This window comes from Citrobacter sp. CFNIH10 (assembly GCF_002934585.1).
Classification (GTDB): domain Bacteria; phylum Pseudomonadota; class Gammaproteobacteria; order Enterobacterales; family Enterobacteriaceae; genus Citrobacter_A; species Citrobacter_A amalonaticus.
This window is the reverse complement of record NZ_CP026216.1, coordinates 2,399,911-2,426,163: the sequence shown is the minus strand read 5'-3', so window position 1 is coordinate 2,426,163 and position 26,253 is coordinate 2,399,911. Positions and strand designations below refer to the sequence as shown.

At 48.3% G+C, this 26,253-nt stretch carries 18 protein-coding genes and 4 pseudogenes; 13 read left to right on the top strand and 9 right to left on the bottom strand.

Features of this window, described 5'->3' with window-relative positions; all coding sequences use genetic code 11:
* Window positions 1–280: 280 nt before the first annotated feature.
* Together C2U53_RS15175 and C2U53_RS15170 are read right to left on the bottom strand one after the other, a co-directional pair.
* Window positions 281–4,366, bottom strand: coding sequence for a S6 family peptidase (locus C2U53_RS15175; protein WP_104446068.1), 4,086 nt, complete (start codon window positions 4,364–4,366; stop codon window positions 281–283).
* Between the two features lie 418 nt (window positions 4,367–4,784).
* Window positions 4,785–5,124 (bottom strand): annotated as a pseudogene (locus C2U53_RS15170) (IS3 family transposase); the annotation flags it as partial.
* A gap of 427 nt (window positions 5,125–5,551) precedes the next feature.
* Here C2U53_RS15170 and C2U53_RS15160 point away from each other — a divergent pair.
* From C2U53_RS15160 to C2U53_RS15140, 5 genes and pseudogenes are all read left to right on the top strand, one after another.
* Window positions 5,552–6,891: pseudogene (locus C2U53_RS15160) on the top strand (tyrosine-type recombinase/integrase).
* 105 nt (window positions 6,892–6,996) lie between these two features.
* The gene (locus tag C2U53_RS29930; protein WP_032296090.1) at window positions 6,997–7,446 is read left to right on the top strand and encodes a hypothetical protein; all 450 of its coding nucleotides are present in this window, start codon (window positions 6,997–6,999) and stop codon (window positions 7,444–7,446) included.
* Complete coding sequence (locus C2U53_RS15155; protein ID WP_003847740.1) at window positions 7,443–7,664, top strand: helix-turn-helix domain-containing protein; 222 nt, start codon at window positions 7,443–7,445, stop codon at window positions 7,662–7,664. Before C2U53_RS29930 ends, C2U53_RS15155 begins: the two co-directional genes overlap by 4 nt.
* A gap of 134 nt (window positions 7,665–7,798) precedes the next feature.
* Entirely contained in the window at window positions 7,799–8,563 is a 765-nt protein-coding gene (locus tag C2U53_RS15150; protein WP_003029576.1) for a hypothetical protein, read from the top strand.
* A 461-nt stretch (window positions 8,564–9,024) separates the two neighbouring features.
* The gene (locus C2U53_RS15140; protein ID WP_003029579.1) at window positions 9,025–9,645 is read left to right on the top strand and encodes an inovirus Gp2 family protein; all 621 of its coding nucleotides are present in this window, start codon (window positions 9,025–9,027) and stop codon (window positions 9,643–9,645) included.
* Between the two features lie 55 nt (window positions 9,646–9,700).
* On the opposite strand, the gene C2U53_RS15135 is transcribed toward C2U53_RS15140, so the two are convergent.
* Both C2U53_RS15135 and C2U53_RS15130 read right to left on the bottom strand, forming a co-directional pair.
* Window positions 9,701–10,357 (bottom strand): ATP-binding protein, encoded by a 657-nt coding sequence (locus C2U53_RS15135; protein ID WP_003029581.1) that lies wholly within the window; start codon window positions 10,355–10,357, stop codon window positions 9,701–9,703.
* Between the two features lie 28 nt (window positions 10,358–10,385).
* Window positions 10,386–10,817 (bottom strand): maltose acetyltransferase domain-containing protein, encoded by a 432-nt coding sequence (locus C2U53_RS15130; RefSeq protein ID WP_174329993.1) that lies wholly within the window; start codon window positions 10,815–10,817, stop codon window positions 10,386–10,388.
* Window positions 10,818–11,203: 386 nt separating this feature from the next.
* Here C2U53_RS15130 and C2U53_RS30750 point away from each other — a divergent pair, with 386 nt between their 5' ends.
* From C2U53_RS30750 to C2U53_RS15100, 6 genes and pseudogenes are all read left to right on the top strand, one after another.
* Window positions 11,204–11,374, top strand: a complete 171-nt coding sequence (locus tag C2U53_RS30750; RefSeq protein ID WP_077258089.1) for a helix-turn-helix domain-containing protein — start codon at window positions 11,204–11,206, stop codon at window positions 11,372–11,374.
* A 228-nt stretch (window positions 11,375–11,602) separates the two neighbouring features.
* Window positions 11,603–12,526, top strand: a complete 924-nt coding sequence (locus tag C2U53_RS15120) for an aminoimidazole riboside kinase (protein WP_003029584.1) — start codon at window positions 11,603–11,605, stop codon at window positions 12,524–12,526.
* A gap of 165 nt (window positions 12,527–12,691) precedes the next feature.
* Window positions 12,692–14,209: a carbohydrate porin gene (locus C2U53_RS15115; protein WP_003029587.1), complete on the top strand. Its 1,518-nt coding sequence runs from the start codon at window positions 12,692–12,694 to the stop codon at window positions 14,207–14,209.
* Between the two features lie 137 nt (window positions 14,210–14,346).
* Complete coding sequence (locus C2U53_RS15110; protein WP_000345204.1) at window positions 14,347–15,717, top strand: sucrose-specific PTS transporter subunit IIBC; 1,371 nt, start codon at window positions 14,347–14,349, stop codon at window positions 15,715–15,717.
* Window positions 15,717–17,117: a sucrose-6-phosphate hydrolase gene (locus tag C2U53_RS15105; protein ID WP_003029589.1), complete on the top strand. Its 1,401-nt coding sequence runs from the start codon at window positions 15,717–15,719 to the stop codon at window positions 17,115–17,117. The genes C2U53_RS15110 and C2U53_RS15105 overlap by 1 nt, the downstream gene beginning before the upstream one ends.
* Before the next feature lie 29 nt (window positions 17,118–17,146).
* Window positions 17,147–18,073: pseudogene (locus tag C2U53_RS15100) on the top strand (LacI family DNA-binding transcriptional regulator); the annotation flags it as partial.
* A 123-nt stretch (window positions 18,074–18,196) separates the two neighbouring features.
* On the opposite strand, the gene C2U53_RS15095 reads toward C2U53_RS15100, so the two are convergent.
* Window positions 18,197–18,964, bottom strand: a complete 768-nt coding sequence (locus tag C2U53_RS15095) for a DUF1883 domain-containing protein (protein ID WP_001159650.1) — start codon at window positions 18,962–18,964, stop codon at window positions 18,197–18,199.
* Between the two features lie 168 nt (window positions 18,965–19,132).
* Between C2U53_RS15095 and C2U53_RS15090 the strand changes: the two genes are divergently transcribed.
* Window positions 19,133–19,747, top strand: coding sequence for a TIR domain-containing protein (locus C2U53_RS15090; RefSeq protein ID WP_000160641.1), 615 nt, complete (start codon window positions 19,133–19,135; stop codon window positions 19,745–19,747).
* Between the two features lie 40 nt (window positions 19,748–19,787).
* Here C2U53_RS15090 and C2U53_RS15085 read toward each other — a convergent pair whose 3' ends face one another.
* Window positions 19,788–20,495: a hypothetical protein gene (locus tag C2U53_RS15085; protein WP_001258875.1), complete on the bottom strand. Its 708-nt coding sequence runs from the start codon at window positions 20,493–20,495 to the stop codon at window positions 19,788–19,790.
* A gap of 27 nt (window positions 20,496–20,522) precedes the next feature.
* A complete protein-coding gene (locus C2U53_RS15080; protein WP_004098835.1) occupies window positions 20,523–21,089 on the bottom strand; it encodes a recombinase family protein in 567 nt (188 codons plus the stop codon).
* Between the two features lie 163 nt (window positions 21,090–21,252).
* Between C2U53_RS15080 and C2U53_RS15075 the strand changes: the two genes are divergently transcribed.
* Window positions 21,253–24,261 (top strand): Tn3 family transposase, encoded by a 3,009-nt coding sequence (locus C2U53_RS15075; protein ID WP_004098837.1) that lies wholly within the window; start codon window positions 21,253–21,255, stop codon window positions 24,259–24,261.
* 33 nt (window positions 24,262–24,294) lie between these two features.
* On the opposite strand, the pseudogene rpoS reads toward C2U53_RS15075, so the two are convergent.
* A pseudogene (rpoS, locus tag C2U53_RS15070) lies at window positions 24,295–25,077 on the bottom strand (RNA polymerase sigma factor RpoS); the annotation flags it as partial.
* Window positions 25,078–25,139: 62 nt separating this feature from the next.
* Window positions 25,140–26,216: a murein hydrolase activator NlpD gene (gene nlpD / locus C2U53_RS15065; protein WP_309295136.1), complete on the bottom strand. Its 1,077-nt coding sequence runs from the start codon at window positions 26,214–26,216 to the stop codon at window positions 25,140–25,142.
* Between the last annotated feature and the right edge of the window lie 37 nt (window positions 26,217–26,253).

Genomic DNA, 26,253 nt, shown 5'->3' with positions numbered 1-26,253 from the left:
TGAGTTTGAAAATCAGTAGAAATATCGGTGCGGGTTAATCCGTTTCTCATAAGGAGAACCCGAGGGGAGCATTACGTTCGTCCCCTCATTGTGAAAACGATTAATTTTCCGAATAAAGGAAATAATCAAAATCGGCATTAATGCGCTCGCCGGTGAAATCCTGACAACAACAGATGAAAAATCAACAAAGGGATATCTCTATGATCGATAATCTGGAGACCTCATCGAAGACTTCCGACTTTAGTGGAGAGTGTCTCATGACACTCTCCACTAATATCTGTCAGAACATATAACGGAAATTCGCGTTTATCGCGTTATCCACGTTGTACTTACCAAAGGCGGATTTCTCAAACTCCAGCCCGAAGCGCATGTTGTCCTTTATCTGCGCATTCATGCCGACATTGAACAACATCCGGCTGTCCTTCTCCCCTTTAATCCGTTTCTCTCCGGACGCATCACGAAGTACGGTCTCGCCGTTATTCAGCAGGTCGAACTGCCAGCTGGTGCCGGCCCGGGCCGTCACGCTCCAGTCCTTACCGCTGAAGGTTTTGCCCAGCTCCACACCTGTCCGGCCGACCAGGGGACTGAAGTCCTTGTTCTTCATGCTCAGGTCCATATTTCCCTCTTTCCAGCGGAACGTTTTGCCGGACACCGCGCCATAAACCAGTTCGGCCTGCGGCTCAATAAAGGTGTCCTCCGTCAGGTGATAACGGTAACCCGTTTCGGCACCGGCATACCAGGAGTGCGTACCATAATGCTTCGTCCCCAGACCGGCAAAGTTGCCTGTGTAGTCATTGTCATGGTGAATATATTTACCAATCAAATCGATATAGGCACCGGAATTAAACAGCGCTGAAGCATACAGACCGCCGCCCACGGATTTTGTCTTCCCGCTGAACGCATCACTGTCTGCGCTGCTGTCGGTATAGGTCATCGTGACACCAGTGAACAGGTCCACACCGTCCAGCGTATGTTTTTTGTCAAAACCGACCTGAACGTGAGTGTAGTTATCACTGTACCCGCCGTCTGCTGAACCGGCGCCGTTCATGATACGGGCCCAGGCTCCGGCATCACCTTTCGTGTCACGCAGCTCCCCCATACGTTTATTCAGATTGTTCACTTCCGTCATGAAGTTTTTGTAGCCGGCATTCATGAAACTGTCCGCCTTCGCCGCAGCGGCTTTGTCAGCCTCTGCTCTGAAACCATCCAGAATCCACTTCGTACTGCCGCCGGTGGTGTCGACATGCAGCGTCGGTGTCACCCGGCTGAACCCCGTGACCCGGGTACCGGCCTTAAAGACATCCCCTGCCGTGCCGGCCGGGGCGCTGACCAGCGGGATGTTCAGGGACTGCCCCGGAGCCGGGTTCTTCATAAAGCTGACATTCAGGGTGTTGTCTGAACCGCTGGCTTTCCCCGTCACGCTGATTTTATCGGCGTTTTTCAGGTCAGTACGCAGGACAAAGTCACTGCCCGTGGCATCAAGCGTGTTTACCGTCAGGGTGCGGAAGGCGCCCTTTTCTTCAGACTGTACCCGGCTGTTACGGGCCGTCAGGTTGTTGACGGTGGAATCTCCGGTCAGCTGCCACAGACCACTGTTCATGCTGACGTTTCCCTTACCGCCGGTGATGGCACCGTAGTATGCCGCGTTATATCCACCAAACATTCCTTCAGCCAGTGCGGACGAAACGGAGGAAGACAGCGTCCCGGGCGCATCCGTTCCAATACGGACAGCGGACGGGCTGGTTGCATGAATGTCCCCGGAAACATGTGCCCAGTTGCGGATGTCCAGAGTGGCATTGTTGCCGGTCAAATCGTATCCTTCTGTCATAGACAACATCGGCGTGAACTGACCGTCTGAGCCGGTAACCGGCGTTCCGCTCAGGGAAAGCGTACCATTCTTCCCAATCTGAACCCGGCCGTCACTGTAGAGCCCTTTCTGTGCTTTCAGATGACCGCCGTCACGAACGGAGAGAGCAGAGTTCACGAAGATACCGCTGTCCTGCAGCACGGCCTCAGATGAGGTGACGTTTACCTGACTGTCATGAGCCTCAATCCCGCCGGTGAAGCGGTTGTTAATGTCCAGCGTGGAGCCTTTCTGCAGCGTGATATTGCCCTGATACTGGCTTTCCACCGGAGAAGATGTACCTTCCTCCGGATTGACGTAATTACCGGTACTGTCATTTTTATCAATAATGACCTTATTACTTCCCAGCGTGATATGGCTGTTGTCCGACTGTATGTCACCGTTCAGGACAGCATTACGTGAAAGATGGAAGTCAGCATTCTTCAGCGACAGCGTTTTCAGTGTGAACTGACGGTTCTCCCAGTCTTTCTGGGTCAGGGAGACGGGGGCACTGCCGTTGACTGAAGCATGGATAACCGGATGCCCCTGGAAAATCAGACTGCCCCCCTCTTTACTCAGGTTTCCGCCAGGCAGATTTACGGAACCATCCATCACCACCTTACGTTCACCCGGCAATTGCGGGATAGTAACATCCATATTCCCGGTCAACTGGCCATGATAGATAACGGGCTGTTTTGCCCGTTCAGCCAGGACCCGGTCTTTTACTGTCTGAATGGCTTTGTTTTTATCAGTACCGACAAATTCCCACTGTTTCGGGTCATTCAGGCTGTTCCCCCACAGGGTATTACCATAGGTGGAGGATTTAAGAATGTAATAATGGTTCTGGTTGTTGAGCGTTATGCTGTACAGGTTTCCCAGTGTTCCTGAACCACCAAAGGGGGATATCTTCCCAACAGGAACACTGACATCAGCATTCTGGGGGGCAGACATATTAAGCAGAAGCCGGGATTTTTGCTGTGCGTTATTTGTAATCACTGCCCCATAATCTGCTGCCTGCAGTCGGTTGAAGGTAATGGTATTACCGTTAAGGTCAAGTTTGCCTCCCCGGTATCCCCATGAAATGTTATCCGGATTGACCTGACTGGCATCCCCGAGCACCACTGTCGAGCGTCCGCTGGCGAGATTCACAGAGCTGAAGGCCTGAACATTGCCCGCCGCATCTGCCTGCTGGTTTAGCACAACGGTACCGTCACCCGTTTTAAGTCCCCCCGGGTTTACTCCAGTCCCATTTACCGTCAGGGTACCTTCCCCCAGTTTATGAAGGTTATCGCCGGCAACGCCGCTGACCTTCCAGGTCACATTGGTCCCCTTGTCTGTAATAATACCTGCACCTGTCCATGTTTTTCCGGCGTCAGCGGATACTGTGTAACTGTCTTTAAATTCCAGATAGCCGGCCCCCTGAGTCACGCTGTCTTTCAGTACAATGGCGCCGTTCTTCCCGCTGAACACCAGATTTTTGCCTGCATTGAGGTCTTTCCCTTTCTGTCCATGCATAACCCAGTTTTTACTGCCCTGGCTCAGGGTACCTGTGCCGGATGTTTTGTCATATGTCCAGTTCAGTGGTCCCTGTCCGGAAATCAGATTCACGGGAGAATCGAAATCGTCCTGCATAACCTGACTCAGGAAATCAGTCCGAATGACATTCCAGTTCGCAATTTTTTCATTCCCTCCTGTCAATACTCCAACAAGTACCCAGCTTTTTTGCAAAGCATCATACGCAAATAATGGAGAACCACTGTCCCCTGGTCGACCATGGTTTCCTAATGGCCCCTGACTGGAATCAAATATATTTCCACTGGATGCTGTTACTCTCCCCCCATTTCCTGATGAGCTCAGAGGACCAATTGTTCCACCAATTGTATAATTATAAGCTCCGGAAAGACTCTGACGTGTACCATCAGGAGCCTGAATATACTGGGTACCGCTACCTACACGATAAAATGCGGTATAGCGTTCAGTATCATTGTAAGTATTGTTCTTTGTCACCTCAGAAGGAATAGCTTCAGTGACCAGTTTATTCAGGCGCGGCGCATGGAAGTCAACAGAAGGATTATTATTACGTTCAACAATGGAATAGCTATTTTTACCGTTTCCGAATCCAACACTCTGATATCCCCCATTATGTTTCACGCTGACGATATACTGAGGCGATACAAGTGTGGCAAATCCACTCGTACTGACGCTACTGAAATCTGCCATCGGGGCTTTATCCAGTCGCCCCACCAGTTTTCCCTCTTTGTCATATACAGGAACGTCTGTGGCTCCGGGCATAAAAAGCCCTTTATTTTCAGCAAAATCCCGATAAATCTGATAGGCGATATCTGAACGAACAATACCAGCCTGTGACATCATCGGAAAAGATAAACAAGTCACAGAGATGCTAATAAGTGATATTTGCTTTAATTTCCGGCTTGTTCGTTTAACCACCCGGCTGGCCAGCTCAGATACAGCAATGAGCCCTTGCGTAACAGGGCAATATTTAAGTGAATATATTTTGTTCACAGCAAACGCTCCACGACCCTCATAGATAACATCAACAATTAAACTAATTTATATTCAGCCAATAAAAAAGGATATGTTAAACATGACAAAAGAAAATAAAGTATAATTATTTTAAATTAACACCTCCGCCAATCAATAAAGTCCCGACACTTCACTTTTTGAAAACATCATTTTCCTGATCTGGTGTTAACTTTTATATCATAAAATTATGCATATTCATGTCGATTTATCAAAAAATTCATTTAATTATCATTTTGTGATATTTTACTGCCACCCCAAAAAATCATAAACATCAAATATTAGCATCAATAGAATTACACCAATCAACAAATCAGTTTTTCCTTATTGACCTTGCGTAAGAGGCTGCTTATATCGAAATTATTTTGATGCGTGAATCGCCACGGATAATCCAGACACTTCAGAGCCGTTGATAATATTGATTTTCACATTCTGCCGGTGGCATCCGATCGCCAGAACCATACCGACGTTTATTGTTATAAATATTTCGATGTAATCAAAAATATCACTGCGGCTTCTTCACGCGTTCCGTAGAACTATTTCTTTATCCGTTCACGCTTCAATAGCGGGAAAAACTTTCTGCAACGGCGTTGTCGTGGCATTTACCACGACGGCTCATACTACTACCCTTTAGTCCGTGTGATTTCGGAAACGACTGTCACTCATAGCTTGTGTATGACGACCTTGATCAGAATGAACCAGCACCTGTTTTGAGGATTACGTCGCCATACGGCCATCAGAGGCGTATTTATCTCGGGATATAGCAGCCCTGTCGCGTATGAAGCTTGATCGGGGGCATCTTCCTGGACCGAACACAGAATGCCCCCACTGATGCCCCCGGCTGTGACTAGATTCCGGTTGAGTCCCGTTGATAACAAGAGATAAGATCGGGCTATAAACCGCAGTATATGGGCTTTAGTTGATTTCTGTAGGCCTGGGAAGCGTTTGAAATGGTGCCGATAATAGGAGTCGAACCTACGACCTTCGCATTACGAATGCGATGTTATTATATTTTCACCCCTTTAAAAACCTACTATTAAAACAAGCAATTCATTATAAAACATTGTGTTATGAAAAACACCTGTTGATAAAAATTGACACGCGTTGATGTTTATTCCCCCATTTTACTTACACTAGCCGTTACATTATGGTGATGTAACATTTCTCATCTGGAGCCCCAAAATGGCACTTCCAAGACAAAAACTCACCTTCGAGCGCATTCGAAAATTTGCTTTATCTGAAGGAAAAACCCAGGCATTTCTTTGGGATGCGGACGTAACTTCCCTGGCATGTAGGGCAACTCGCGGAACAAAAGCTTTTGTGTTCCAAAGCGTATATGCGGGAAAAACCCTTCGCATGACCATTGGCAACATTAACGATTGGAGAATTGATGATGCCAGGGCCGAAGCCAGGCGGCTGCAAACATTAATCGATACAGGGATAGATCCGCGTATAGCTAAGGCAGAAAAAATTGCTGAAGCGGAATCACAGCAGGCTGAATCTCGTAAAACGAAGGTAACCTTCACAAGCGCTTGGGAAGATTACCTTGAAGAATTGAGAGCCGGAATCAGCGCAAAAACTAAACGCCCATATTCTACTCGATACATTGCCGATCACATTAACTTGTCCAGCCGTGGAGGCGAAAGTAAAAAAAGAGGCCGGGGCCCAACCTCGGCTGGACCATTGGCTAGCTTACTCGACCTACCGTTATCGGAACTAACACCAGAGAACATTGCCGCATGGCTAAGTACAGAGAGACAAAATCGGCCTACCGTCACTGCTCATGCCTACCGTCTGTTGCGTGCATTTATCAAATGGGCTAATTACCAGAAAAAATATCAGGGAATAATCCATGGCGATATTGCACAAGATCATAACGTGAGAAAAGTGGTTCCAGTATCAGCGAGTAAAGCGGGAGATTGCTTACAAAAAGAACAGTTAAAAATCTGGTTCAGTGCCGTACGTAGCCTCAATAATCCCATTGCATCGGCCTATCTCCAGGTACTTTTGCTCACCGGTGCACGGCGTGAAGAAATTGCGTCACTTCGGTGGTCTGACGTAGATTTCAAATGGTCAAGCATGAGGATTAAAGACAAGATCGAAGGCGAACGTATCATCCCTCTCACTCCTTATGTTTCTGAGCTGTTAAGTGCGCTAGCGCAATTCCCAAATTCTGACGTAAATAAGGAGGGTTGGGTTTTCAGAAGTAACAGTAAAAGTGGCAAAATTATTGAACCGCGTTCAGCACACAACAGAGCGTTAGCTCGAGCTGAGTTACCACATATCAGCCTTCACGGCTTACGCCGTAGTTTTGGCACTCTTGCTGAATGGGTTGAAGTGCCAACAGGTATTGTTGCTCAAATTATGGGACACAAACCAAGTGCACTGGCGGAAAAACACTACCGCCGTCGTCCGTTAGATCTGTTGCGCAAATGGCATGAAAAAATTGAGAGGTGGATCTTACAGCAAGCAAATATTGTAAAAAAATAACCGTTGATATGCGTTGATTTCATTTAATATCAATAGATTACAGAACAACATCCATCGTTGACATAAGTGTATTTTAAGGTTTAAATTCCATCGTCCACTTTTAAATCAGGAGATAAAGCATTATGTCTAATTCTTTGATGAGTTCTGCGCAAACCAGCTCAAAGGCTCGAATAGTACGGGTCGTGGGTAAGATCAAAGTTGTTCGTTCTAGTAAGCAGCGACAAACCTGTGCTGAGTCCATATTTCAGGAAAGACAGGTGAACATCAGGATTCGAGCTGCTCTTGGACACCTCAGTGAAAAAAACTCTTTATACAATAAAAACAATCGACATAAAACTTTGGGCGTTTTTTTTGCACGTATCATCTCGCACAAAAATCAGGCCGAAAACTCGCAAGGTAATGCGTCTAAATCAACTAAAAGTACCTCATCCGGCTCAAGCGAAGGTAGTGATCCTGACCCTGAAGCTTATTCAAGCTTGGCTTTTTTGTTTTCTTTTTGGTCCTTTCTTTCCCTTCTAATTTCATTACTTTTTGTATATGCCTGCATCTCAATCATTGAGGTGGTAGCATGAGCATATATGAGCAATCCAGAACATCTCTATCTGAACTTGTTTCCACAAGTGAGTTAGCACATCTATTAAACCTTAAAGCCCAAACAATTCGAAAATGGCTTTGCCAAGACAAGCTGCCTAATGGTTTACCACGCCCAAAGAAAATTAACAGCCGACATTATTGGTTACGCAAAGACATTGATAGGTTCCTATTAACCTTCTCAGTATATTGTAATTAACAGCAGCATCAAAATCATAACTCCCCAGCTATTCTAAAGAATAGCTGGGTTAATTAACAGAAACAATCCGTCGATAAAAGATACTAAATCACACCGTTTATCACATTTTACATTAACGAAAGTCAAGGATACATATGAAAAAACGCATCACTTTCAGCGCAAACAAAAAATCAACTATTGATGCAATTGACGACTATAGCAATGCAAAAGGATATTCTAGGTCAGAGGTGATATCATTTTTGTTAAACGCCACAGCCCCAGCATTGAATAAAATAACATCGCAATATCATATAGCTCAAACTTTGGAGTCAACATTAGGCTGTATTTTTGAAGAGAAGGCCCCCTCAATCGCACGGGGTGAGCCAAAATTAACTTACGAAGAGTTTTTTTATTCCGTCTGGAACACTCACATTCGACACCGGAACGAGGTTGTCGATCAAGATTTTTATGCGCACAAAATACCTCATGATAAGATGGGTAAGAGCGAAAAAAAATTAATTCATGAAAAGCTCTCATACATTATAAAAAGTTTCAATGTAAAAAAAGCAATTTTTATTTACACAGATCGGCGCGTGAACCACAAACATCTCATTGCAGGAGGGTTATCTAATATCATACTGATAAAGGAAACAGTCTACGATGGTTGTTTTTTTGATTTGAGCAGCATTGTGATTATGCCAATCTTTGAACTTATTACATTTGGAGTTGAAGCAGTATTGAAAAGAAATAAAACTCCCCCTAAACAATCATGCTATTGCTGGATACCAATTTATTACACAAATGATCTAGCGGTAATGGTCCCTGTGATTGCCGAAGGCGATACACCTCAAAAGGCGATGAAAGGAGGAGATGCCATCATTATTAACCCCTTTAACGGTGAAGTAAGCCATACTTTCTGATACCAATGTTAAGCATAACCACTTAGTTGCATACATCTCGACAGTATGGAGTTAGTACCTAATAGCTTGATGAGGGTAAAAGATGCCTACTAACAAAGCAAAATCAAAGAAAATTCTAGGAAGGCCTGAAGGAAGTAAATATTCCCATTTAATTCAGAGTGAGAAGGCTAAGCATTACTCTCAATCCAAGGTGGCAAAGATCTTAGGAATAAGTATTTCCACGGTAAAAAGACACTGGGATAACGGCATCTTTGGGTGATTATAATTGCAGAGTTGCTTTTTAATTATTTTACTGCATGGGTAATGGGTTGATAACAAGTTTTATTGTTGGAAAGGTATTATATAACAGTCATTACTATTAACAGTTAATTAATATAACTAACCACAGACATTCAGCTATGTCTGATCATATTACTATATACGGCTATCCAAAGCCGTAGGGCTAACGACAGGATCGAAACATGGAATTATATCATGGTTCCCATGGTGAGCATGTGCTCGCCTATAAAAAACATATTGAACGAGTCGTCAATGATGCTATCAGTGAATTCCCCAGAACAATGGCGTTACGTGTTGATGTTCATTATCCACCCATTTTAGACAGAGGTGACACTGTTTGCTGTTTTCCTAATCTAGAGCCTGGTGCCATATCCCGTTTCCGTAATGCATTAAATGCCATGTTGGAGGCCAATGAGAGAACCAGAGCAGCTAACGGCAAAAGAATATATCCAAACCGTGTTCGTCATGTTTGGGCACGGGAGTTTTCCGAAGAAGGAAAATGTCACTTTCACCTTGGTCTTTTTTTTAATAAAGATGCTTATTACCATTTAGGTGATTATGAGGCTGAAAGAAATTTAAGGATGATGATTGTAAGAGCATGGTATAGCGCACTGGGATTGGAACTGGATGATTATCCGGGATTGGTTCACTACCCTGAAAATTGTCGTTATATTTTAGACGTCAATGATTTTAACTTTGAAGGAGAATACAATAAATTACTGAATCGCTTCGACTACCTAGCTAAACTCGATACAAAAGCATATGGAGATGGCGACCGTAGCTTCGGCTGCAGTCGCGGGTAATTTATTTTTTACAGCAATGGCCTTTCTTATGGATGGAAAGGCCAGACCTTATATATCAAGAAGATGGTGAGCGATAAAGTATTGTTTTCAAGTAATCATCTGTTGCAGTAAACTCAGGGAGTTGGCCACTCATGGCCTGTGTTAGTGGAATAATCTTTGTCCTGACTCCCATCCCCCTGAAATCAACGTAACCATAATCACGTAAGACTTCCATGATAATCGTATTACGTGGTGATCGCTGACCTGTAACCATCTTTTCAATCGACATCGAATTATTCAGCGCCCCTGGGCTAATAACTTCAAATCGATTGCTATACAAGCCAATCTCTATCTCAACAAAGCGTGTCCAGTCACGATGAGCCAGTGCATTTACAACAGTTTCGCGAATAGCTTCCAGTGGATAATACCAGGTTGTTTCCCGACGTAGATGCGTATCGGGTAGAGGGGCCTCTGAAGTGATAAAGGGCATGATAGTTGACATCAAACGCTCAATCAATCCACCATCGATCAAAGCCTTTCCGGCTTCCTCAGTATCAAAACGCCCAACCATTGGACCATCCAGAATATCATCGAGTAACGGTTGGTACTCCTTATCCTCGCTGGCAAACGCAAAGACTCGGATATCTGGTCGATGCGAGAGTTCAACCATTTTGATTTTGAACTCAACGGGATAATTAGGGCTTTTTTTACGCACTGTGGTTAATGATTTCATGGATAGTGTCCACCATATTTGGTGTCCACTATCCTCTCAGGAATTTCAGGATCTGCCAGACGGTGCTGAGACGACGCTTACGAATGTTATACCCCCTGCTGCAGTGGAAAGACGTGGTGACAGATACCCCTTCCCCACATTCAGGCAGCAACTCTTTCATCAGTAGCAGGCGGGAATCAATATGAGCAGGATCGGTGTGGTTAAAACGATGAAGGAGCGATTTTGTCCGCAAAGAATCCGCTTTTATGGCGGGTTCAGCAGGGAAAAAGTAATCCCCATCTTTAAGACGGACACGTTCCACCCTGGTATCAGCGCAGGGCGGCAATTTATCATTCATTAATTCTGTTTCCTCCGTATGCAGCGTGGAGCCTTTCCTGTTACCGGTTTTATCCGGATGTATGCTGTCCCGTGAAGTGGCGGGCAAACTCACTTCTAAAAAATTACGGCCAGATCTTGTCATGCCTATCACAAAGTATCATAACCGAGCATTGTGTAAAGATGAAAACCGTCAAATTGAGCGCAATCGAGCTGCATGATATGATCAGAACCCTACTAAATCAGAAGTATTGGGTATGAGATTACTTTTGAGGAAGCACGTAAATGAAACGAGTGGTTCTGTTTTCATGTGGGAGCGCTTGTCGCTCCCTGAATAGTCCATGTGACAATGAAGATTAAACAGCATCATAACCAGCATGATGCCGTTGCATTTCTTGCATATCGGCAGACTACATCAGAACCCGGTAACCTTGGATGCTGGGATAATGGCAGAGAAGAGGCACTTACTGTATCTACGGTAAAAAGCGGTTTTGTCGATGAAGTTTTAAAGGAAACCCTCCAGAAACGCTGATGAAATTGCGCAGTTTCGCTGGCCTGATGCGACAACAACTCGCCAGTAGAATGGGTATTTCTTACAAATACCTGCGCAGCATAGAAGCAAACCCATCCAGAGCGAGCATTACTACACTTAACCATTATGCCAAGAAGTGTGGTGTTAAAAGCCCTTTGATTTATCTGTAAATAAGATAAAACATGATAATTTCATCAAGTTGCATGGTAATTTATCCAGGATCCATTTGTGTCCAGGACGTAAGTCTTCACAGCTGTCGAATCAATTCTATTTCGTAAGGCGGCTCACGTTTTTATGCCCTGAGCAGTGCTTTTCCGGCTGGAACTTTCCCCCACTCATTCACTGTGATTTAATATGCTAAACCGGTTTAATTAAGTTTAGCCTTGGAGGGTTTTAGCATGAAAGCAAAAGTTTGGGTTCTGGGCGACGCAGTGGTGGACCTGCTACCGGAGAGTGAAGGGCGCTTGCTACAGTGCCCTGGAGGCGCGCCGGCTAACGTGGCGGTAGGGGTTGCCCGCCTTGGCGGCAACAGCGGATTTATCGGCCGCGTCGGCGGTGACCCGTTTGGCCGCTACATGCGTCATACCCTGCAACAGGAGCAGGTCGACGTCAGCCATATGTATCTTGACGATCATCACCGCACGTCCACTGTGGTGGTCGACCTTGATGACCAAGGTGAACGCACCTTTACCTTTATGGTACGCCCCAGCGCTGACCTGTTCCTGGCTGAAGAAGACCTGCCACAGTTTGCCGCCGGACAGTGGTTGCACATCTGCTCCATCGCGCTCAGCGCCGAGCCCAGCCGCAGTGCTACCTTCGCGGCTATGGAGAACATCAAACGTGCCGGTGGCCGGGTGAGCTTTGACCCTAATATCCGCCTGGATCTCTGGCAAGATCAGAACCTGTTGCACGCCTGTCTCGACCGCGCCCTGCGTCTGGCGAACGTGGTGAAACTGTCCGAAGAAGAGCTGATACTCATCAGCGGGAGTAATGATATCGCGCAGGGGATCGCCAGCATCACTGAGCGTTATCAGCCTGAATTACTGCTGGTGACTCAGGGTAAAGCGGGCGTCATCGCCGCATTCCAGCAGCAGTTTATCCATTTCAGCGCTAAACCGGTTGTCAGCGTGGATACCACCGGTGCGGGCGATGCGTTTGTCGCCGGACTGCTTGCCAGCCTTGCTGCCAACGGGATGCCGGCGGATATCAATGCCCTGGAGCCAACGCTCGCTCTGGCGCAAACCTGCGGTGCCCTGGCAACCCTGGCGAAAGGCGCGATGACTGCCCTGCCATACCAGCGCGATCTACACCGCCAGATTTGATCCTAAATACCGTCGTACGCGGTCCACTTTGTTGCATCCATCACACTTATTAAACCGGTTTAGCAAAATCAATTTCAAAATGTTAAATGTCGTGCTTAACATTGCAACTAAACCGGTTTAGCAAAAACACACAATTTTTTATTTTCCTTTTGGGATGCAATCAATATGTTCAGAAAAAGCACACTCGCGGTTCTTATCGCTTTGCTAACCGGCGCCGCCTCAGCCCATGCACAAACGGATCTCAGCAGTATCGAAGCCCGTTTAATTGCGCTGGAAAAACGCTTACAGGATGCCGAAAACAGAGCGCAAACGGCAGAAACCCGCGCAGAGTCGGCAGAGAAGAAAGTACAGCAGCTCACGACACAGCAACAAAAAACCCAGGACAGCACTCAGGAAGTGGCTCAGCGTACCGCCAAACTGGAGAAAAAAGCCGATGAGAAAAGCGGGTTTGAGTTCCACGGCTACGCCCGCTCCGGCGTGATAATGAATGACTCCGGCGCCAGCACCAAATCCGGAGCCTACATGACGCCAGCAGGGGAAACCGGTGGGGCTATTGGCCGCCTGGGAAACCAGGCCGATACCTATGTTGAAATGAATCTTGAACATAAGCAGACCCTGGATAACGGGGCAACGACCCGCTTCAAAGTCATGGTCGCCGACGGTCAAACCACTTATAACGACTGGACGGCGAGCACCAGTGATTTGAACGTGCGTCAGGCCTTTGTTGAACTGGGCAACTTGCCCACCTTCGACGGGCCGTTTAAAGGCTCCACCCTGTGGGCCGGGAAACGCTTTGACCGGGATAACTTTGACATTCACTGGATCGACTCGGATGTCGTGTTCCTCGCCGGTACCGGCGGCGGTATTTACGATGTCAGGTGGAACGACAGCGTTCGCAGCAACTTCTCTCTTTACGGGCGTAACTTCGGCGATATTGCTGATACCAGCAACAGTGTGCAGAACTACATCGTCAGCATGAACAATTTCATCGGGCCGGTGCAGATGATGGTCAGCGGGATGCGGGCAAAAGACAACGACGAACGCCAGGATACCAACGGTAATCCGGTCAAAGGCGATGCGGCAAATACCGGTGTACATGCGCTGCTCGGGTTGCACAACGACAGTTTTTACGGCCTGCGTGAAGGTGCCAGCAAAACCGCCCTGCTCTACGGTCACGGACTGGGTGCCGAAGTTAAAGGTGTCGGCTCTGACGGCGCGTTACGCTCGGGGGCTAACACCTGGCGCTTCGCCAGCTACGGCACCACGCCACTGAGCAAGAACTGGTTTATCGCCCCGGCGATACTGGCGCAAACCAGTAAAGACCGTTATGTCGATGGCGACAGCTACCAGTGGGCAACCCTCAACATGCGTCTGATCCAGGAGATCAATCAAAACTTCGCCCTCGCTTATGAAGGCAGTTACCAGTATATGGATCTCAAACCTGAAGGTTATAACGATCGCCATGCGGTAAACGGCAGCTTCTACAAGCTCACCTTCGCCCCGACCTTTAAGGTTGGCGACATCGGCGATTTCTTCAGCCGTCCTGAAATCCGTCTTTACACCTCGTGGATGGACTGGAGCAAAAAACTCAATAATTACGCCAGCGATGACGCGCTGGGCAGCAGTGGTTTTAAATCGGGCGGCGAATGGTCGTTCGGGATGCAGATGGAAACCTGGTTTTGATGGTTAACACCTGGCGACAGTAACCGCCGGGGCGACAAAATACGTTTCGTCGCCCCGGACACAATAACAACGAAGAGAATGCGCTCCGGCTACCACGGGACGACAACTCGAAAATCAATACGCATTCAGAGGGTACTATGGATTTTGAACAGATTTCCCGCTCGCTACTTCCGCTTCTGGGAGGCAAGGAAAATATCGCCAGCGCCGCGCACTGTGCCACACGCCTGCGCCTGGTGCTGGTCGATGACTCACTGGCCGATCAGCAGGCCATCGGCAAAATTGATGGGGTGAAGGGCTGTTTCCGTAACGCCGGACAGATGCAGATTATCTTCGGCACCGGGGTGGTGAACAAAGTCTACGCCGCCTTTATTCAGGCGGCAGGGATTGGCGAATCCAGCAAATCGGAAGCTGCCGACATTGCGGCGAAAAAACTGAATCCTTTCCAGCGCATTGCCCGCCTGTTGTCGAACATCTTTGTGCCGATCATCCCGGCTATCGTCGCCTCCGGCCTGTTGATGGGCCTTCTGGGGATGGTTAAAACGTACGGCTGGGTCGACCCGGGTAACGCCATCTACATCATGCTGGATATGTGCAGCTCAGCGGCGTTTATTATTCTGCCGATCCTGATTGGCTTCACCGCCGCCCGCGAGTTCGGTGGTAATCCTTATCTTGGCGCGACGCTTGGCGGCATCCTGACTCACCCGGCGCTCACCAACGCCTGGGGTGTGGCCGCCGGTTTCCACACCATGAACTTCTTCGGCCTTGAGATTGCCATGATCGGCTATCAGGGCACGGTGTTCCCGGTGCTGCTGGCGGTGTGGTTTATGAGCATCGTTGAGAAACAGCTGCGTCGCGTGATCCCCGATGCACTGGATCTGATCCTGACGCCGTTCCTGACGGTGATCATTTCCGGTTTTATCGCCCTGCTGATTATCGGCCCGGCTGGTCGCGCGCTTGGCGACGGTATTTCGTTTGTCCTTAGCACCCTGATTACCCACGCCGGTTGGCTGGCCGGACTGCTGTTTGGCGGTCTCTATTCGGTTATCGTCATTACCGGTATTCACCACAGCTTCCACGCCATCGAAGCGGGACTGCTGGGCAACCCATCCATCGGCGTCAACTTCCTGCTGCCGATTTGGGCGATGGCCAACGTCGCTCAGGGCGGTGCTTGTCTGGCGGTGTGGTTCAAAACGAAAGATGCCAAAATCAAAGCCATTACCCTGCCCTCGGCGTTTTCTGCCATGCTCGGCATCACCGAAGCGGCGATTTTTGGTATTAACTTACGCTTTGTAAAACCGTTTATCGCAGCCCTGATTGGCGGCGCGGTGGGCGGCGCGTGGGTGGTATCCATGCATGTTTACATGACCGCCGTGGGCCTGACGGCTATCCCTGGCATGGCTATCGTGCAGGCCAGCTCGCTGCTGAACTACATTATCGGGATGGTTATCGCCTTTGGCGTCGCCTTTGTCGTCTCCCTGGTACTGAAATACAAAACGGACGCTGAATAATGTCACATCCATCACGCCTGCCTGCGATTTTGCAGGCTGTTATGCAGGGCCAGCCGCGCGCGCTGGCCGACAGCCACTATCCCCGCTGGCACCATGCGCCGGTGACCGGGCTGATGAACGATCCCAACGGCTTTATTGAATTTGCCGGACGTTATCACCTGTTTTATCAGTGGAACCCGCTCGCCTGCGATCATAAGTTCAAGTGCTGGGGGCACTGGAGCTCTGCCGACCTGCTGCACTGGCAACATGAGCCGATCGCGCTCATGCCGGATGAAGAGTATGACCGCAACGGCTGCTACTCCGGAAGCGCCGTGGATAGTCAGGGCACGCTCACCCTGTGCTATACCGGCAACGTAAAATTTGACGACGGCAGCCGAACCGCGTGGCAGTGCCTGGCGACGGAAAATGCCGACGGCACGTTTACCAAACTCGGCCCGGTATTACCGCTGCCGGAGGGCTATACCGGCCACGTGCGTGACCCGAAAGTCTGGCAGCACGAAGGTCGCTGGTACATGGTGCTGGGCGCACAGGATTTGCAAAAGCGTGGCAAGGTGTTGTTATTCAGCTCAGCGGACCTTCATGAGTGGACGAGTCAGGGCGAAATCGCCGGTTATGGCATCAATGGCCTGGACGACGCGGGCTATATGTGGGAATGCCCGGACCTGTTTGCCCTCGGCGACCAGCATGTCCTGATTTGCTGCCCGCAGGGCGTGCCTCGTGAGAAAGAGCGCTATCTCAACACCTACCCGGCAGTGTGGATGAGCGGCGATTTCGACTACCACCGCGCGGCCTTCGAGCATGGCGAACTGCACGAATTGGACGCAGGGTTTGAGTTCTACGCCCCGCAAACCATGCTTACCAGTGATGGCCGCCGTCTGCTGGTCGGCTGGATGGGCGTGCCGGAGGGCGAAGAGATGCTTCAACCGACCCTCACCAACGGCTGGATCCATCAGATGACCTGCCTGCGTGAGCTGGAGTTTATCGATGGTCAGCTATACCAACGTCCTCTACGAGAGCTGAGCGCCCTGCGCGGCGAAGCGCACGGCTGGGCAGGGAACTCCCTGCCGCTGGCACCGATGGAAATCGTTCTACAAACCACTGGGGACGATATTTTGAGCCTCGATTTTGACGGCGCATTAATCCTTGAACGCGATGCCAGCGGGATCCGCCTGGCCCGACCCAGTCTGGCCAGCGACGAGAAGCATTATCGTTACTGGCGCGGAGACGTCCGCTCGCTGCATATTTTCATCGACCAGTCTAGCGTGGAGATTTTCATCAACGGCGGCGAAGGAGTGATGAGCTGCCGCTACTTCCCGGCCTGTTCAGGGCAGCTAATGTTCTCTGGCATCACACCGGACGCATTCTGCTACTGGCCGCTGCGAACTTGCATGGTAGAATAAGCGTTTTGCCTCAAGCTCATGGCGTCGTAATGAAAACTAAACGCGTAACCATTAAAGATATCGCCGAACAGGCTGGCGTCTCAAAAGCGACCGCCAGCCTAGTACTGAACGGTCGTGGTAAGGAGCTGCGTGTGGCGCAGGAAACGCGTGAGCGAGTACTGGCGATTGCCCGTGAGCAGCACTATCAGCCAAGCATTCACGCCCGCTCGCTGCGCGACAACCGCAGCCACACCATCGGACTGGTGGTGCCGGAGATCACCAACCACGGCTTTGCGGTCTTTTCACATGAGCTGGAAATGCTGTGCCGCGAAGCAGGCGTCCAGCTATTGATCTCTTGTACTGATGAAAACCCCGGTCAGGAGAGCGTGGTGGTCAATAACATGATTTCCCGCCAGGTTGACGGTCTGATCGTCGCTTCATGTATGCACAACGATGCCGACTATCTTAAGCTCAGCCAACAACTGCCAGTAGTGCTGTTTGACCGTTGTCCTAATGAAAGCCTGCTGCCGCTGGTGATGACTGATTCGATTACCCCAACGGCGGAACTGATTTCCCGCATTGCACCTAAGCATAGCGATGAGTTCTGGTTTTTAGGCGGTCAGTCGCGTCTGTCGCCTTCACGCGATCGTCTGACCGGCTTCACGCAGGGTTTGGCTCAGGCGGGTATTGCACTGCGCCCGGAATGGGTGATTAACGGTAACTACCACCCGAGCTCAGGCTATGAGATGTTCGCCGCACTCTGCGCGCGACTTGGGCGGCCGCCTAAGGCGCTGTTCACTGCCGCCTGTGGACTGCTCGAAGGGGTACTGCGCTATATGAGCCAGCACCATTTACTCGACTCAGATATCCATCTGACGAGCTTTGACGATCACTATCTTTATGATTCGCTGTCGCTGCGTATCGATACCGTACAGCAGGATAACCGCCAGTTGGCCTGGCACTGCTATGATCTGATAAGGGGGTTTGAAGGCCAATGGAACGAAAACGTACGTTAAGAATGTAATTTATTGATATTCATAAAAATAAAAAAAGGATCGCTGATTGATCCTTTTGTTTTGCTATTTGAATTTCGATAAACATTAACCACGAGAATGCAGTAGCTCGGCTATCTCATGAGCAATTTCATCGATTGTATGAGTTGCAGTACTACGAGCAACTTTGTCTGCTAATGATGGACTAAAATCGACAACTTCTTGTTTTGTAATATTATGCCATATGGGAAGCAATATTTGCTCACCAGAAATAGCACGAGTGACGATTCCATCAAGTTCATAATTTGTCCAACCTTTGCTTATAAACGCCGGAGACAAAACTACTAACCCAACACGACTGTTTGCTAAACCTTTGTCTATTTTTTGTCTCAGGCTGTCACCAATTCTTAACGTCATTTCGTCATACCATACATTAAGGCCGTGACTGATTAATGAGTTTGCCAGAGAGCGAACAAAATCATCTTTATCCTCTGAGGCATGCGAAATAAATACGTCATGTATCTCGTTGCTCTGTGCTGTTGACGGTGGTCTGTTATCTCTTACCAGACTAGGAACTTCGCTTAACGGCCTATCCTGAATTTCAGGAAGAACCCCTGGAAGAACGCGAACAGAAGCCCTGGTACTCCCCCTTAATCCCTGCATATCTACAGCAATATGCCAATGGCCTGATGAAGGGATCTGTAACCTTATGGGGGAGCGCTTTGCTAACCCACCAATGTAGGAATGTCGTCGGCCATTCTTATAACTACTGAAGTTAGAACTATCCATTAGTCTAACATTTGCACCACTGGTAAGGGTGATTTCAACAATCTCCCCTCTTTTTCTTTGACCAAGATCATTATGGATGAATTGCATGTAAGTCTGCTCTCTTCATTTGAATTGGAAGAATGTAGCCACTTCCTGATTATACTGTATCCAGTGGTTGAGAGTATCTCTTAGTGTGAAAAAATAAATTATAAGACTTTTACTCGGTATGGATGAAGATGTAAAATCCGTAAACCAGAGAATAAATGAGGAAAAAGCGTGACCAAGCACAAAGTTTTCATCAGTTACCACCATGCTAATGACCAATGGTACAAAAACGAACTTGAAAAAATGAATGATGTTTTTGATATTTTTGTGAATCGCTCGGTATCACTTGGTGACATTGATGAAGAAGAAGAACCTCAAAAGATCAGAGAAATAATAAGGGATGAATATTTACGTGATACATCCGCTCTTATTTTACTCGTTGGGACTGAGACTAAAAATAGAAAGCATGTTGATTGGGAATTATATTCATCCATGAGGGATAGTCCCAGAAACGGCAAATCAGGTATTTTTATTATAAATCTTCCTTCAACAGGGACAAACAACATTAGAGCCAGTCATGGTGAAAATGAAAAAAATGAATTTCATCCTAATATAACCGAGTGGATAACAATCAACGACAGAACAACATATAAAGAAATATATCCATATATGCCTGAAAGAGTTATCGATAACTTGATGAGTGAAAAGTCATATATATCAATAGTCAACTGGGATCAGATACACAATAACCCAGAAAACCTTAGAAAAATGATTGAGTTAACATATCAAGATAAAGATAAGTGCGAATACGTTTTTTCTACCCCAATGAGAATGCGTAATGGCTAGCAGAAACAGTAAAGGGGAGTATGATACTCCCCTTTACTTGTTACCAATCCCATTTGGTGGTGTTCACGTTAAATGTTTGTTGAACCCGTGATGTGAAAAAATCATTTACTACTTTAAAATCGTTACATATTTTACTGTAGTTATAGTATTGCTTTTGTATTTTATTTATAGGCGTCAGGTGAACTTTTAATGGTGTATTAGTTATAACATCAATAACTTCATCCTTATCTGATATATATTTATACCATCTTTTATAATTATTTTGATTTTTAGTTAAAAATTTATTTAACACCATTAACATATCATTGCTAATATTATATAACTCATTGTCTTTTTTTGGATTCAATAGTTTCATTTCATCTCTAATAAATTGATATGTCTGATAATATGATGAGATAACTTCATCGAATGCGTCCACATTTTTCTTCAACTTAAAGATAGCTCTTTTTGAATCCAGATGATTTTTTATACTTTTGCGATATAACGTACCACTTTCATTGAACAGAACATTAACGCCGCCTAAACTTAATTTCTCTACTTTAAATGAGTATTTTTTTAAAAGATATAACGCTACAATTAGCCATATAAAAATAGATATTAGTAGTATATATATAATACCAGTTACTAAAGGTTTGTTTTTATTAAATACGGTGTAAATTGAAGGTACATATAATGAAAGATCCACTGTACACATTACAGCAATTACCGCAATGAAAGCTATCGTCCAAATTATAACAAATGTTCTCACAATTCCACCTTGTCAGTTGTAAGATAATCAATCATTGATTGGTGAACGTTCTGAATTGATAATTTTATATACGGTTGAACGCGCAATACCCATATGCTTAGCTATTTCAGTTGCTCCAGTTCCTTTATCATGCATAAATTTTATTTTATTCCTGTCTATTTTCCGTTTTCTGCCAAATTTAATTCCTTTAGACTTGGCCTCAATTCTTCCTTCATTTGTTCGTTCAAAGATGCGAGTACGTTCTGCTTGTGCCACTGCTGATAGAATTGTGACGATCATCTTCCCCATTTCTCCATCGGTACTGATCCCATCATCAATGAATCGGACTGCCACACCCAAGGCATCGAATTCTTTTATTAGTTGAATCATATCGGCAGTGTCACGACCAAGACGGTCTAGCTTCTTCACCAGAATGACATCTCCATCTTCCACCTTCATGCGCAACAGCTCAAGTCCTTCCCTGGCAGCTGAACTTCCCGATGCCTTGTCCGTAAAAATACGGTTGGCTTTTACCCCCGCGTTCTTAAGTGCTCTAATTTGAATATCTAGGGACTGCTGACTGGTTGAGACCCGTGCGTAACCAAAAAGTCGCATAAAAATGTACCTTAAATCGAATATCAGACACCTTGTGTCTATTATGGCAAAAATACGATTTAATAGACAGTCCATGCCTGCCGTTTTATGCTGTCTTATAAATTATAACATTTCGGACGGTTGCGAAATTGTTAATATATAACCGTCAGGCAGGAAGGCCTATATGCCCGTCGATTTTCTGACCACTGAGCAGGAACTGAATTATGGTCGCTATGTTGCAGAACCCAATGACGTGCAGCTGGCGCGCTATTTTCATCTTGATGAGCGAGATCTTGCCTTCATTAACCAGCGACGGGGAAGGCATAACCGGCTGGGAATTGCGCTTCAGCTCACCACCGCCCGTTTTCTGGGCACCTTTCTGACAGATTTAACCCGGGTTCTGCCGGGTGTTCAGCAATTTGTCGCGGTGCAGCTTAATATCCGCCGTCCGGAAGTCCTTTCCCGCTACGCAGAACGGGATACCACCCTCAGAGAGCATACTGCGCTGATTAAGGAATATTACGGTTACCATGAATTTGGCGATTTCCCCTGGTCTTTCCGCCTGAAGCGCCTGCTATACACCCGTGCATGGCTCAGTAATGAGCGACCCGGCCTGATGTTTGATTTTGCCACCGCCTGGTTGCTTCAGAATAAGGTCCTGCTGCCCGGAGCAACCACACTTGTACGTCTCGTCAGTGAAATACGTGAACGGGCAAATCAGCAACTTTGGAAGAAACTGGCCGCGTTGCCGGACAGCTGGCAGACCGCCCGCGTGACTGAGCTGCTGGACATTCCTGAGGGGCAGCGAATTTCACCGCTGGAGCAACTGAAAAAGGGACCTGTCACCGTCAGCGGTCCGGCATTTACCGAAGCGCTGGAGCGGTATATCCGGCTGCGAAACCTGGAGTTTTCCCGACTGAGTTTTACCGGTCTGCCCGCTATACAACTACGTAATCTGGCCCGTTACGCAGGCATGGCGTCGGTAAAATATATCGCGCGAATGCCACAGCAGAGAAAGCTGGCCGTACTCACCGCATTCGTTAAAGCACAGGAGACTGCGGCGCTGGATGAAGCCGTTGATGTGCTCGATATGCTTATACTGGATATCACTCGTGCGGCGAAGAAAACGGGGCAGAAAAAACGGCTCAGGACGCTGAAAGATCTTGACCGTGCTGCGCTACTGCTGGCGCAGGCATGTTCATTGTTGCTAGCTGAGCAGGCTGACGATGCTGAACTGAGGGAGACCATATTCAGCAGCATACCGAAAAGTAGGCTGGCAGAATCCGTCAGCAAGGTAAATGAGCTGGCCCGGCCTCAGAACAACAATTTCCATGACGAAATGGTGGAACAGTACGGGCGGGTAAAGCGTTTTCTTCCGGCGGTATTGCGCGACCTGCATTTCCAGGCAGCGCCAGCCGGAGAACATACGCTGTCCGCCATTCATTATCTGACCGAACTGAACGGCTCGAAAAAGCGCATCCTGGACGATGCGCCTGAACATATTATTACCGGCCCCTGGAAACGCCTGGTATACGATGCGGAGGGCCGGATACAGCGTGCCGGTTACTCGCTTTGTCTGCTGGAGCGCCTTCAGGATGCACTACGCCGACGGGACATCTGGCTCGAAAACAGCGATCGCTGGGGAAATCCCCGCGAGAAGCTGTTGCAGGGGGAAGAATGGCAGGTTCAGCGGGTCCCCATCTGTCGGGCGCTGGGACATCCCACTGATGGACATAAAGGCGTGCAACAGCTGGCGGTCCAACTGGATAAAACCTGGAAAGCCGTCGCATCTCGCTTTGAAGGAAATGCGGAGGTTAATATCTGCCATGACGGTAAATATCCTTCCCTGACTATCAGCAGCCTGGAGAAACTGGAGGAGCCACCATCGTTGCATCGTCTCAACAGTCGGGTAAGGCAGCTACTCCCGCCGGTAGATTTGACGGAACTGTTGCTTGAGATAGATGCCAGAACGGGCTTTACACGTGAGTTTACGCATGTCAGTGAATCCGGGGCCCGGGCGCAGGATCTGCACATCAGCCTGTGCGCGGTCCTGATGGCTGAGGCTTGCAATATCGGGCTGGAACCGCTGATAAAGCACAATATACCGGCGCTGACGCGCCACCGGCTCAGTTGGGTGAAACAGAATTACCTCCGGGCAGAAACGCTGGTCAGCGCCAATGTCCGCCTGGTTGATTTTCAGTCCACACTGGAGCTTGCTGGCCGCTGGGGTGGCGGCGAAGTGGCTTCAGCTGACGGCATGCGCTTTGTCACGCCGGTGAAAACCGTCAATTCAGGACCTAACAGAAAATATTTTGGTTCCGGACGTGGCATCACCTGGTACAACTTCGTCTCTGATCAGTATTCTGGATTCCACGGCATCGTTGTTCCCGGCACATTACGTGATTCCATTTTTGTGCTGGAAGGCCTTCTGGAGCAGCAGACAGGGCTGAATCCGGTTGAGATCATGACAGACACAGCCGGTACCAGCGACATTATTTTTGGCCTCTTCTGGCTGCTGGGATACCAGTTTTCTCCTCGGCTTGCCGATGCCGGTGAAGCAGTATTCTGGCGGGTGGATAAATCGGCAAATTACGGTGCACTAGACGAACTGGCTCGTGGTTGTGCCGATCTGTCGAAAGCCGAGTATCAGTGGGATGAGATGATGCGAGCCGCCGGTTCGCTGAAACTGGGTACCATTCATGCTTCAGAACTCATTCGCTCTTTGCTGAAAAGCTCGCGCCCATCAGGGTTGGCACAGGCGATCATGGAAGTGGGGCGCGTCAACAAGACGCTGTACCTTCTAAATTATATTGATGATGAAGATTATCGTCGGCGGATCCTGACGCAGCTAAACCGGGGAGAAGGCCGCCATGCTGTGGCGAGGGCGATCTGCTACGGGCAGCGCGGTGAGATCAGAAAGCGCTATCGTGAAGGTCAGGAAGATCAACTGGGTGCACTGGGCCTCGTCACTAACGCAGTGGTACTGTGGAACACACTTTATATGCAGGAAGCCCTGAGCTGGATGCGCAGGAATGGAGAAGAAACCGGGGGTGAAGATATCGTCCGGTTATCCCCACTGATGCACGGGCATATCAATATGCTGGGGCATTATACGTTCACGCTACCGGAGGATATTTTGAAGGGGGAACTGAGAGAATTAAATTTTAATTTAAACAATGAATTACCTTCTTAGCGTACGTTTTCGTTCCATTGGCCCTCAAACCCCTTTGACGATGCTCTGTTTCATATCATCATCTTGCGTGGTGTCTTCCGGACCGTTCTCTTTCTCATCGGCCAGGATATCCAGCAACGCTTTTTCGGAATCGCCACCCAACGGGGTGTCTACCGAGGTAATGCGCTCGTTTAGACGAAGCATACGGCTAACGTCATCAACCGGTTTATCCAGCTGTTCTGCAATTTCTTCCGCGCTCGGTTCGTGGTCCAGTTTATGGGACAACTCACGCGCGGTACGCAGATAAACGTTCAGCTCTTTAACGATGTGGATCGGCAGTCGAATGGTACGGGTTTGGTTCATGATAGCCCGTTCAATCGTCTGGCGAATCCACCAGGTTGCGTATGTGGAGAAGCGGAACCCACGTTCCGGGTCAAACTTCTCGACGGCACGGATAAGCCCCAGATTGCCCTCTTCAATCAGATCCAGCAACGCCAGACCACGATTGCCATAACGGCGGGCAATTTTCACCACCAGACGCAGGTTACTTTCAATCATCCGACGGCGTGAGGCGACATCTCCACGCAGTGCGCGACGCGCAAAATACACTTCTTCTTCGGCCGTTAACAGTGGCGAATAACCAATCTCACCAAGGTAAAGCTGAGTCGCGTCCAACACACGCTGTGTGGCCCCCTGCGATAACAGCTCTTCTTCAGCCAAATCGTTATCACTGGGTTCCTCTTCAACTAAGGCTTTTTCGTCAAAAACCTCAACTCCGTTCTCATCAAACTCCGCGTCTTCATTTAAATCATGAACTTTCAGCGTATTCTGACTCATAAGGTGGCTCCTACCCGTGATCCCTTGACGGAACTAGCAAGTGTCAGCCTGGTTCCGTCGCTTTATCGCTGCGGTAAATAACGCAGCGGGTTTACGGATTTCCCCTTGTAACGAATTTCAAAATGCAAACGTGTAGAACTGGTTCCGGTGCTACCCATCGTCGCTATTTTTTGTCCTGCCTTCACTTCTTGTTGTTCCCGGACCAGCATTGTATCGTTATGAGCGTAGGCACTCAGGTAATCATCGTTGTGTTTGATGATAATAAGATTACCGTAACCGCGCAGTGCGTTACCGGCATAGACCACGCGCCCATCGGCGGTCGCGATAATAGCCTGTCCCTTACTGCCTGCAATGTCGATCCCTTTATTGCCCCCCTCGGAAGCCCCAAAGTTCTCGATCACTTTGCCGTCAGTCGGCCAGCGCCATGTGGAGATTGGCGAACTGGTAGACGAACTGCTTGCTGTCGATTCGGTTGCGCTAACTGCTGGAGCCGTTACAGGTGCTGTGACCACAGTCCCAGCAGGCTTGTTGTTCGGCAACATTTTGTTAGCACTTTGTTCACCTGAATCCTCAGAATACGTAATTGTCGGTTTCGACGCAACAGCGATGGCGGAATTTTGTGCAGGTCTGGTCACAACTCCTTGCTCTGCCGCGTCGGCCTGAGTTATCGCATTACCGCCGGTAATTGGCGCACCCGATGCGTTACCCACCTGCAGCGTTTGTCCGACATTCAGAGCATACGGGGCCTGAACGTTGTTGCGTTGCGCCAGGTCACGAAAATCGTTCCCGGTGATCCAGGCGATATAAAAAAGCGTATCGCCTTTTTTAACGGTGTACGTACTGCCACCGCTGTAGCTACCTTTCGGAATATTCCCATACTGGCGATTGTAGACAATACGTCCGTTTTCCATCTGCACGGGTTGCTCGGCGACGGGCTGAACATGCGTCGGTTGTGTCGTCGGACGTTGCACCGGTTGAATTTGCGGTGTCTGCGGAGCGGACGTCGTCGTCCCCATCTTCGGCGGCGGCGTAATCAGCATGCCAGAACTGGTATTCGTCGGAGCATTACCATTGACTGAGCTTACCGGCGCAGGTGGATTCGATGAATTTGAACAACCCGCCAGCCATAGCGAAACCAGTGACAGTGCCGCAATGCGGCTAACGGTGAATTTTGGG

What these genes read in the sequence shown, in the direction of transcription:
- C2U53_RS29930 (WP_032296090.1), top strand. Translation starts at nt 6,997, where the DNA reads ATGTCTAATTCTTTGATGAGTTCTGCGCAAACCAGCTCAAAGGCTCGA.
- C2U53_RS15155 (WP_003847740.1), top strand. Translation starts at nt 7,443, where the DNA reads ATGAGCATATATGAGCAATCCAGAACATCTCTATCTGAACTTGTTTCC.
- C2U53_RS15150 (WP_003029576.1), top strand. Translation starts at nt 7,799, where the DNA reads ATGAAAAAACGCATCACTTTCAGCGCAAACAAAAAATCAACTATTGAT.
- C2U53_RS15140 (WP_003029579.1), top strand. Translation starts at nt 9,025, where the DNA reads ATGGAATTATATCATGGTTCCCATGGTGAGCATGTGCTCGCCTATAAA.
- C2U53_RS15135 (WP_003029581.1), bottom strand. Translation starts at nt 10,357, where the DNA reads ATGAAATCATTAACCACAGTGCGTAAAAAAAGCCCTAATTATCCCGTT.
- C2U53_RS15130 (WP_174329993.1), bottom strand. Translation starts at nt 10,817, where the DNA reads ATGACAAGATCTGGCCGTAATTTTTTAGAAGTGAGTTTGCCCGCCACT.
- C2U53_RS30750 (WP_077258089.1), top strand. Translation starts at nt 11,204, where the DNA reads ATGAAATTGCGCAGTTTCGCTGGCCTGATGCGACAACAACTCGCCAGT.
- C2U53_RS15120 (WP_003029584.1), top strand. Translation starts at nt 11,603, where the DNA reads ATGAAAGCAAAAGTTTGGGTTCTGGGCGACGCAGTGGTGGACCTGCTA.
- C2U53_RS15115 (WP_003029587.1), top strand. Translation starts at nt 12,692, where the DNA reads ATGTTCAGAAAAAGCACACTCGCGGTTCTTATCGCTTTGCTAACCGGC.
- C2U53_RS15110 (WP_000345204.1), top strand. Translation starts at nt 14,347, where the DNA reads ATGGATTTTGAACAGATTTCCCGCTCGCTACTTCCGCTTCTGGGAGGC.
- C2U53_RS15105 (WP_003029589.1), top strand. Translation starts at nt 15,717, where the DNA reads ATGTCACATCCATCACGCCTGCCTGCGATTTTGCAGGCTGTTATGCAG.
- C2U53_RS15095 (WP_001159650.1), bottom strand. Translation starts at nt 18,964, where the DNA reads ATGCAATTCATCCATAATGATCTTGGTCAAAGAAAAAGAGGGGAGATT.
- C2U53_RS15080 (WP_004098835.1), bottom strand. Translation starts at nt 21,089, where the DNA reads ATGCGACTTTTTGGTTACGCACGGGTCTCAACCAGTCAGCAGTCCCTA.
- C2U53_RS15075 (WP_004098837.1), top strand. Translation starts at nt 21,253, where the DNA reads ATGCCCGTCGATTTTCTGACCACTGAGCAGGAACTGAATTATGGTCGC.